Below are 6,760 nucleotides of genomic sequence, written 5' to 3'. Positions count from 1 at the left end.
CCGGCGGGCTCGGTGGGTCCGGCGGGCTCGGTGGCCATGCCTACTCCGCGACCGCGGGGTCGACGTCCGCGGCGGGGATCTCCGCGACCAGTTCGGGGTGGGCGTCCTCGCCCTCGCCGACCAGTTCGACCTGGTACATGGGCTGGAGGAGGGCGTGGTCCTCGGCGCGGATGGTGAGCTCACCCTTGACGCCGTCGAAGGTCCAGCCCTCCAGGGCGTCGATGCGCTCCCGGACTTCGTCCCCGGCCCCGGCGGCGTGCACGACCATCTGCGCGGCGGTGAACCCGTCGGGGGTGAAGAGGTCCACGGTGCCGCCCGCCTCCTCGACGGACTCCTTCATGGTCCGGGCCAGTTCGGTGTCGGAGGCGCCGTCGAAGTAGTGGGAGAGGAACGAGATGCGGCCGCCCGCCTCGCCGAAGACCGGGTAGGACGGCTTGATGTCCAGTCCGGTGACGACCTCGGTGGAGTCGAGGATGCCCTGCTGGTCCAGTGCCCGCCACATGGCGGAGGCGGTCTCGCCCGCCCAGGCGACGAAGACCAGGTCGGGTTCGGCCTGGCTGACCTGCTCGGCGAACGGGGTGAGGTCGGTGGTCTCCGGCGGGGCCAGGACGCTGTCGACGTCGGCCCCCTCGGCCCCGAGGACGTCGGTGACGGCGGCGACGTTGTCCTGGCCGAAGGCGTTCTGCTGGGCCAGGACCAGGACGTCCGCGCCCTCGGGGTCGTCCATGAAGGTTCCGGCGGTGAGGATGTCCTGGTAGGTCTGGCGCCCGGAGCGGAAGGTGTGGTCGTTGACGCCGGTGACGGCGTCGGTGGCGGCGGATCCGGAGATGAAGAGGATGTCGTTCTGCTCGGCGAGCGGGGCGACCTGGACGGCGATGCCGGAGGCGGTGGACCCGGCGATGATGTCGTGGCCGGTGCCGATGAGGTCGCGGGTGGCCGTGACCGCCTTCGTGGGGTCGCCTGCGTCGTCCATGTACTCGACCTCGATCGGGCGGCCGTCGATCTCCATCGTCCCGCCGGTGGCGTGGTCGAGTCCGGCCTCGAAGCCCTGCCGGTACTGCTCGCCGTAGGTGGCCAGGGGGCCGGTGGCGGAGTAGACGATGCCGACCCTGACGGGCGCGTCCTCGCCTCCCCCGGCGGCCTCGCCGGGGGTTCCGCAGGCGGTCACGGCGAGGACGACCGCGCAGGAGGCGGCGGTCAGGGGGGTCTTGCGCATCACTGTTCCTCCAGTCGGCACCCGCCTGTCCGACACAACCGCCCGAGCTGGGGGGATGGGGTGCCAACCCGAAGGTAGAACCGGAGTGTTCCGTTTCACATGTAGCGGGCACATACATTCGGCCCCGGATCGGTGTACGGGGAGCCCACACGCGCCGCGCGGCCGCACGAGCTCCGCTCCTCCCCCTTGACCTCAATATTTATTGAGGTAGAAGAGTGGCCTCCGGGCGCCGCGCCGGCGCCCGCCCGGACCGGGGTCCGGGCCGCCGTAGCGAACGGGAGAAGAACCATGGCCGAGACGATCCTGGTCACCGGGGCCACGGGCAACACCGGCCGCCACGTGGTGGCGGGGCTGCTCGCGGAGGGGGTCGCCGTGCGGGCGCTCGTGCGGGATCCGGGGAGGGCGCGGCTGCCCGAGGGCGTCGAGGTCGTCGGGGGAGACATCACCGACCCCGGAGCCGTGTCCGCCGCCGCCGAGGGCGCGACAGGGGCGTACCTGCTCTGGCCGGGGTACGGCACCGAGGGGATCGAGGAGACGGTGGCGGCCCTGACCGGGCACGTGCGCCGGGTCGTCTACTTCTCGGCGGTCGCGGCCGGGGAGGACGCCGACAGCGTGTGGGGGAGGGTGGAGGCCGCCGTGCGCGCCTCCGGGCGGGAGTGGACCTTCCTGCGCGTCACGGGCATGACCGCCAACACCCTGGTCTGGGCCGAGCAGGTCCGCGCCGGAGCGGTCCGCGCCCCCCACGGCCTGGCCTCGCGCTCGCTGGTCCACGAGCGCGACGTCGCGGCGGTCGCCGTGCGGGCCCTGCTGGACGAGGGGCACGCGGGCAGGGCCTACACGGTGACCGGACCCGAGTCGCTGACCCAGGCCGAGCAGGTGCGGATCCTCGGGGAGGAGACGGGACAGCCGGTGCGCTGGGAGGAGCAGCCCGAGGAGGAGGCCCGCGCCGAGATCGCCGAGAGCATGGGCGCCGACTTCGCCACCGCCGGGCTCGCCTACTGGGCCTCCCTCGTCGACACCCCCGAGCCGGTCTCGGGGGACGTCGAGGCGGTCACCGGCCGGCCCGCGCTGACCTTCCGCGCGTGGGCGCGCGAACGTGCCGCGCACTTCACCGCGGGCGCGTCGGTCTGACCCCGGGCCCCGTGCCCGGCACGCGTCGCGCCGGGCGGCCCGGTGGCGGGCGCCGGGTCCGACCGCCGCAGGGACCGGGAACGCCCCGGCACGGGGCGGCGGCACTCCTCAGCAGGAGCCCTTGTCCTCCCACACGCCCCACTGGTCGCCGCTCGGCGGGTAGCCCTGGATCCACCAGCGCGCCTCGTACTCACGGCCATCGTGCTGGACGCGGTCACCGGTGTCGTACACGGTGCCCCCGTTCCACTGCGGGGCGTCGCAGGAGCCGCCGCCGTCCCCGCGTCCGCGGTCGTCGTCGTCATCGCCCCGGCCGCCCCAGCCGTCCTGGTCGCCCCGGCCGTCCTGTTCCCCCTCGTCGACGCGGGGGTCGTCCTCGTCGGAGGGGGAGGCCTCCTCCTCGGACTCCTCCTCTTCCTCCTCCGGCTCGGGGCCGAGGGAGACGGTGAGGGAGACGGCGGCCTCCTCCGGCAGGATCGTGCCGGGTTCGGGGGTCTGCCCGCTGACCTCGCCGACGGGCGCGGTGTCGTGGTGCTCCTCGGTGACCTGTACGACCAGGCCGAGCCCGGCCAGGGCGGTCGCGGCCTCCTCCTGGCCCATGCCGATCAGCGTGGGGACGATGACGCCCTCGCTCACGCTGAGCACGACCGGCTCCTCGCGGTCGCCCTCCTCGCCCGCCGCGGGCTCGGTGGACAGGACGGTGCCCGGGGGCTGGTCGGGGGAGTGCTCCTGGACGATCTCGATACCGGTGAACCCGGCCTGGCGCAGGGTCTCGCGCGCCTCGTTCTCGGTGCCGCCGACCACGTCGGGAACCCCGGAGTACCGCGGCCCGGTGGAGACGTGCAGCAGGACCTCGGCTCCCCGCGCCACGTCGCTGCCGGGCGCGGGCGTGCTGTCGGCGACCGCTCCGGCTCCGACGGTGTCGCTGTAGGCGTCCTCGAAGCGCACGGCCAGGTCCATGCCGAGCCCGGCCAGCCGCTCCTCGGCCTGCTCGCTGGAGGCGCCCACGAGGTCGGGCAGCGCGACGCGGTCGTCCGGGACCAGCGCCCACCCGGCCGCGAACAGGACCAGGACCAGGACGCCCGCGGTGACCAGCACGGGGACGCGCCGCCACGGCGGGACCGGTGCGGCGCGCTCCTCCCCTCGCTCCGGCGGGGCGTCGGTGATCACCGGGATGGGCCGGGTGTCGACGTCGGCGGGGTTCACCGGGGCCCCGGACAGCGACCGCAGCACCTGTTCGACCACGGTGAGGTACTGGCCCGCGTCGCGCGGGCGGTAGCGCGGGTTGGGGTCGGTGGCGTTGGCGACCAGCATGTCCAGGTCGGACGGCAGGCCGGGGATGACGGCCGAGGGCCGCAGCGGCCGGGCCTCCGGGTCCGCGGGCACCCCGGTCAACAGCGTGTACAGGAGCCGCCCGACGGCGTGCACGTCGGTACGGGTCTCGGGACCGGCGTCCTCCTCGGCGTCGAAGAGCAGGGGGAAACCGGTGACCCGCACCCCTCCCTCACCGTCCACCACGACCGTGTGGGGGTCGAGCGCGCCGTGCACGACGCCCGCGCCGTGGGCGGCGTCGAGCGCGGTGAGCGCCCCGGCCACGATGGCCAGCGCCGCCTGCACCGGGTAGCGCAGCCCCCCGCCGCCCTCGCCCAGCGCCTCCGCGAGGGTGTGCCCCGACAGGTACTCGCCGACCGCGTACACGTGCTCGCCGTCGCGGCCGTGGCCGAGGACCCGGGCGATCCCCGGGTGGGACAGGCCCTCCAGGGTCTGGGCGCGGTCCAGGAACGCGTGCACGGCACCGTGGTCGCCCACCAGCCAGGGGTGCAGCACGGTGACCGTGACGGTCTGGTCGCCGCCGAGGTCGTGTGCGACGTGGACGGTTCCCGAGGCGCCGCTGCGCAGCCGCTTTCCGAGGATGTAGCGCTCGTGCAGCGTGATGCCGAAGAGGGGATCGGGAGTGGGGGTCTCCATGGCACGGATTCTATTCCCCCGCACCCTTCCGAATCCCACGTTCCCGGGTCATATGCGGACATGCGCCGAACAGTAGGGTCGACTCGCAGCATCCCTGGTACCGAAACGTTGTGAGGCCCCTGTGAACCTCCCCTCCCCCGGAACCCGCGAGGACCGCGCGGCGGGCGTCCTGCTCGGCACCGCGTGCGGCGACGCCCTGGGCGTTCCCTACGAGTTCGGTCCGCCGCTCTCGGAGGACCGGGTCCCGGAGATGGTCGGCGGCGGCCTGGGTCCCTACGCCCCGGGCGAGTACTCCGACGACACCCAGATGGCCGTGTGCATCGCCGAGGCCCTGCGCGAGCACGGGGACCCGCTGTCGGCGGAGGCGCTGCGGCACACCGCGGACGCCTTCCTGCGCTGGAGGAACGAGGGCGCCACCGACATCGGCAACCAGACGGCGTGGGTGATGGGCCGCGCCGGGCACGCCTACCGGCGTCCGGAGGTGGCCGAGGTGATGGAGCGGGTCGCGGCGGAGCGCTTCGCCGAGGGGGTGCCGAGCGCGGGCAACGGGTCGCTCATGCGCACGGGGCCGCTGGCCCTGGCCTACCCGGACGACCCGGAGGGCCTGGCCGCGGCGGCCGACCGCTACAGCCGCCTCACCCACGGCGACCCGCTGGCCTCCGAGGCCTGCGTGCTGTGGTGCGAGGGGATCCGGCACGCGGTCGCGCACGGCGACCTGGCGGGCGTGCGCGCGGGCCTGGAGCTGCTGCCGCCCGAGCGGCGCGCAGCGTGGGCGGCGCGGCTGGACGAGGCCGAGGAGCGCCCGCCGCGGGCCTTCAGCCCCAACGGGTTCGTGGTCACCGCCCTCCAGGCGGCGTGGTCGGCCGTGGTGCGCGAGCCGGACGGGTTCGCCCCGGCGCTGCGGGCCGCCGTGCGCGCGGGCGACGACACCGACACCGTGGCCGCGATCGCCGGGGCGCTGCTCGGCGCCCGGTGGGGCGCGGGCGCGATCCCGGGGGAGTACCTGGAGGCGGTGCACGGGTGGCCCGGCTACCGGGCCGGGGACCTGGCCGAACTGGCGCTGCGGATCGCCGGGCGCCACTGAGGCGGCGGTTAGCCTGGCGGTGTCCCCTCGTCGGAGGACCCCCTCCGAACGACCTTCACGACGACATCGAGGTGTGCCATGTCCGATGGGCTGAACTGGGTACGTGCGGACGAGCACCCGGAGCTGCTGGCCGACCCGGTCCTGGCCGCGGTGCGCGGCCGTGAGGACGCACGGGTGGCGCCGATCGACCCGGAGCTCGCGGACACGGCGCAGTTCTGCGAACGGTACGGGATGCCCCTGGCGACCAGCGCGAACTGCGTGGTGGTCGCGGCCAGGCGCGGCGGCGAGGTGTCCTACGCGGCGTGCATGGTGCTGGCCACCCAGCGCGCCGACGTCAACGGGGTCGTCCGCCGCCGCCTCGGCGCCCGCAAGATCTCGTTCGCGCCGATGGACGAGGCCACCGGGCTGACCGGGATGGAGTACGGCGGCATCACGCCGCTCGGCCTGCCGCAGGGGTGGCCGGTCCTGGTGGACGAGGCGGTCGCCGCCGAGGCCGAGGTCGTGGTGGGCAGCGGGGTGCGCCGCTCCAAGCTGCTGGTGCCGGGCAAGCTGCTCGCGGACCTGCCGGGCGCCGAGGTCCTGGCGCTGACCAGGTAGGGGGAGCGGACACGTCCACATGCGGATTCGTCGCCGTGCGGGTACGAATGTCGACAAATCGATGTGTGGTTTCGGCGTGCTCCGCCCCGGTTTGCGGCTGGTTCCGAGCTGGTACCGGGGGGTGTGCGTCCGGTGCCGCTCCCGGCGCCGGGAGCGCCGGTCAGGGGGCGGCGCCGACCTCCGCCACCCAGGCGGTCTCCACCAGCACGGTGTAGTTGTTCACCCTCGGCAGCCCCTCCTCCCCGGGCGACTCCACGGCGACCGTCTCGTGGTAGAGCGGCGTGCCCGTGTCGGCGTCGAACATGATCCTGCGCTCCAGGACGATGCCGTCCCCGGCGTCCTCCTCGACCAGGAACAGCTCGCCCTCGCGCCCTTCGCGGTCCCTGGCCGTGCCCGCGTACCGCACGTCCTCCTGCCCGGCGAGCGCGCGCAGCGCGGCGGCCTGCACGTCGGGGCCGACCGGGGCCTCCTCGTACAGCAACTGGAGGGCGTACACGAGCCCGACCGCGGGGGAGGGGTCCCGCGTGGCCCCGGAGGCCCGGCCGCCGACCGCCAGGAGCTGCTCGGCGAGCTGGTCCGGGTCCGCGGAGAGGCTGTCGGGCTCCAAGGTGAAGAACATGCCGTTCCCGCCCTCGCCGCCGCCCCACTCGAACTCCTCGGGCCCGCTCTCGAAGAGCCACCGGAGCGGGGCGGGGTCACCGCCCCCGTGCTCGGGCAGGCTCGGGGTGGAGACGCTGCGCCCGGACCGGTGCGGGGTGCGCCAGACC

General features: G+C 74.8%; 5 protein-coding genes and 1 pseudogene. 3 read left to right on the top strand and 3 right to left on the bottom strand.

The genetic code is table 11. The annotated features are described in order from the left end of the window. Window positions 1–40: 40 nt before the first annotated feature. Window positions 41–1,216 carry a substrate-binding domain-containing protein gene (locus tag DQW06_RS11300; RefSeq protein WP_013151097.1) on the bottom strand — a complete coding sequence of 392 codons (1,176 nt, stop codon included), beginning with the start codon at window positions 1,214–1,216 and terminating at the stop codon, window positions 41–43. Between the two features lie 288 nt (window positions 1,217–1,504). On the opposite strand from DQW06_RS11300, the gene DQW06_RS11295 reads away from it, so the two are divergent. Further along, window positions 1,505–2,347: an SDR family oxidoreductase gene (locus DQW06_RS11295; protein ID WP_117198411.1), complete on the top strand. Its 843-nt coding sequence runs from the start codon at window positions 1,505–1,507 to the stop codon at window positions 2,345–2,347. 108 nt (window positions 2,348–2,455) lie between these two features. Here the strand turns inward: DQW06_RS11295 and DQW06_RS11290 are convergent, their stop codons facing one another. Further along, entirely contained in the window at window positions 2,456–4,312 is a 1,857-nt protein-coding gene (locus tag DQW06_RS11290; RefSeq protein ID WP_041552132.1) for a PASTA domain-containing protein, read from the bottom strand. 121 nt (window positions 4,313–4,433) lie between these two features. Between DQW06_RS11290 and DQW06_RS11285 the strand changes: the two genes are divergently transcribed. Continuing rightward, on the top strand, window positions 4,434–5,396 hold the full coding sequence (locus DQW06_RS11285; protein ID WP_117198410.1) for an ADP-ribosylglycohydrolase family protein: 963 nt from the start codon (window positions 4,434–4,436) through the stop codon (window positions 5,394–5,396). A 78-nt stretch (window positions 5,397–5,474) separates the two neighbouring features. Further along, on the top strand, window positions 5,475–5,993 hold the full coding sequence (locus DQW06_RS11280) for a YbaK/EbsC family protein (protein WP_019609561.1): 519 nt from the start codon (window positions 5,475–5,477) through the stop codon (window positions 5,991–5,993). Window positions 5,994–6,153: 160 nt separating this feature from the next. Here the strand turns inward: DQW06_RS11280 and DQW06_RS11275 are convergent. After that, window positions 6,154–6,760: pseudogene (locus DQW06_RS11275) on the bottom strand (hypothetical protein); the annotation flags it as partial.

Origin of the sequence: Nocardiopsis sp. TNDT3 (assembly GCF_003427465.1) — a bacterium.
Lineage (GTDB): Bacteria > Actinomycetota > Actinomycetes > Streptosporangiales > Streptosporangiaceae > Nocardiopsis > Nocardiopsis dassonvillei.
This window is presented reverse-complemented; position numbering and strand designations above follow the sequence as displayed.

Coding starts and splice junctions, on each gene's coding strand:
- DQW06_RS11280 (WP_019609561.1), top strand. CDS start 5,475: ATGTCCGATGGGCTGAACTGGGTACGTGCGGACGAGCACCCGGAGCTG.
- DQW06_RS11300 (WP_013151097.1), bottom strand. CDS start 1,216: ATGCGCAAGACCCCCCTGACCGCCGCCTCCTGCGCGGTCGTCCTCGCC.
- DQW06_RS11290 (WP_041552132.1), bottom strand. CDS start 4,312: ATGGAGACCCCCACTCCCGATCCCCTCTTCGGCATCACGCTGCACGAG.
- DQW06_RS11295 (WP_117198411.1), top strand. CDS start 1,505: ATGGCCGAGACGATCCTGGTCACCGGGGCCACGGGCAACACCGGCCGC.